Here is a 2,253-nt window from a genome sequence, read left to right as displayed (position 1 = left end):
ATCGTCTGGTGGCTGACTTCCTGACCACCACAGCCAATATGCGCCTGGATCTGACCAACCCCTCGCTGCTTCAGGCGATCGGCGGCGGCTCGTTCATCGTCGATATCGAGCAGGTCAACCTGACGACTGGATCGGGCTTCGACACTCTGATCGGGGGAGCGCTGGCCGATACACTGAGCGGGGCTGGCGGCGACGACATCTTGGCTGGCGCAGGTGGAAACGATCGCCTTAACGGTGGAGACGGCTACGATATCGCCGTGTTCGCCGGCGCTTACGAGCAATACGCGATCACAGACCTCGGGGGGGGACAGTTCCGTGTCACCGGTCCTGGCCAAGGCGACGACATCCTGACGGGCATAGAAACCCTGAGGTTCGCGGACGGGGATTGGGCTCTCGGCGGCGACAGCGCATCGGCAGTCTATTGGGGAACAACCGACGGCACGATCACCATGACTGGGGCTTGGACGCTTCCTGATGGACGCGGCGCCACACCAGGCACAGGCTTTACCATCACCGGCCTGACACGCGCTGCGGATGGCACCTGGTGGGCGGCGAACGAAGGTCAGGCCGAAGAGAACGATACGACCTACACGCCCTCGCTGGTGCATCTATCGGCCGATCTCCAGACGAAGCTCGGCGAGATCAATCTGGGCTCGCCGATAAGGGCCGTTCAGGGCCTCTCCTACCGTCCTCAGGCGGACCAGCTGCTCGTCGCCTCGCTCAGCGAGAGCAAGGTGCGCGTCTACAGCGCCAGCACCGGCGCGCTGATCAAGATCATTACTCCAACCACCGGCACGGCGCCGAACGGATTGGCTTATGACAGCACTCTGGACGCCGTCATCATCAGTCGCTCCCCGGGATCGACGGACAACACTACGGTCGAGTGGCGCTCTATCGAAACCGGGGCGCTTCTCAAGTCGCTCGATATCGGCGTTAATCCTGACCATTTGTTCTTCGACGCAACTGAGGGCGCGGCCGGAGTCCTTTACATCACCTATGGTGAAAATGGTCAGGCCGGGCTGATCGATAAGCGCGATATAGCCTCGGGAAATTTGCTTGGCCGCTACACGGTGGCCGAGGCCGACGCCATTGAAGGCATCCAAGTGATCGATGGGCAGATCTACTTGGCGAACGACGCATATTTCCACCATGGATCGCCGCCGCTCAACCGCATACTAGAGTTTTCCACCACCCCGATCGCGACGACGATAGACCGCGCGACCAGCACAGACAGCTTCGCTATTGACCTTGCTCTTGGCGACCAGACCCTCGCTGACGGTGCCCGTATCGTTGGAGCGGAACGCCTTTTTTTCAAGGCGGGGTCGGGCGACGACACTTTGACGGGCGGTGGGTTTGACGACGTCTTGGTTGGTGGTGGCGGCCAAGATAGTCTGAGCGGCGGCGCAGGCGCCGACCGCTTAGTCGGCGCAGACGGCGACGACGTCTTGACGGGCGATGGCGGCGACGATCGCCTCGAGGGCGGGCAAGGCGTCGATACCGCGCGTTACGCGCAAGCTCGGGCGCTCTACACGGCCGACGCCCTTAGCAGCCAATCGATCCGCCTGTACGCCGCGCCCACAGGTGAAGGCGTCGACCTGGTGAGCGGGGTAGAGCTCTTTGCGTTTTCGGACGGCGTGTTCACCTTGGCCGAACTGCTCGCGCCGAGCGTCACCGATGTCGCCCTGAGCGCCAACACGGTGCTGGAGAGCGCGGCGCCCGGAACGCTGGTCGGCGCCCTGAGCGCTTCGGTGCAGGACGCGCGGGCTCAACTTTCCTATAAATTGCCGGCCGACGAGACCCGGTTCGCCGTGGCGGGCGACCAACTGCTGTTGGCCCAGCCGCTGACCCCGGGTGTCTATCAGGTCCAGGTCACAGCGGTTGATAGTCGCGGCGGACAGCGCCTGGAGGCGTTCGAGATCGTCGTCACCGATGTGGACGAGGCTCCTCAGGGCCTGACGGTGACCAACCTTCAGGCGGTGGCCGAGAACACGGCGGTGGAGACGCGGCTGGCCGATGTGGCCGTGCTTGATCCCGACAGCGATCCGGCCAACCGCGTTTACAGCTTCAGCGTCGATGACCCGCGGTTCGAGATCCGGGACGGCGGGCTCTATCTGAAGGCCGGCCAAAGCCTCGACTATGAGGCGGCCGCCAGCCTGGCCCTGACCCTGACGGCGACCAGCGCGGCGGGATCTGTCTCCACGGGCCTGACCCTGGCCGTCACCGACGTCGACGAGGCTCCCCAGGGCCTGACGG

The 2,253-nt window shown here is 64.1% G+C and carries 1 pseudogene; it reads left to right on the top strand.

Annotated features, from left to right (window positions below):
- Nucleotides 1-2,253 (top strand): annotated as a pseudogene (locus tag DDF67_RS25435) (hypothetical protein); the annotation flags it as partial.

The organism is Caulobacter endophyticus, from assembly GCF_003116815.1.
In the GTDB taxonomy this organism is placed as follows: Bacteria; Pseudomonadota; Alphaproteobacteria; order Caulobacterales; family Caulobacteraceae; genus Caulobacter; species Caulobacter endophyticus.
This window is presented reverse-complemented; position numbering and strand designations above follow the sequence as displayed.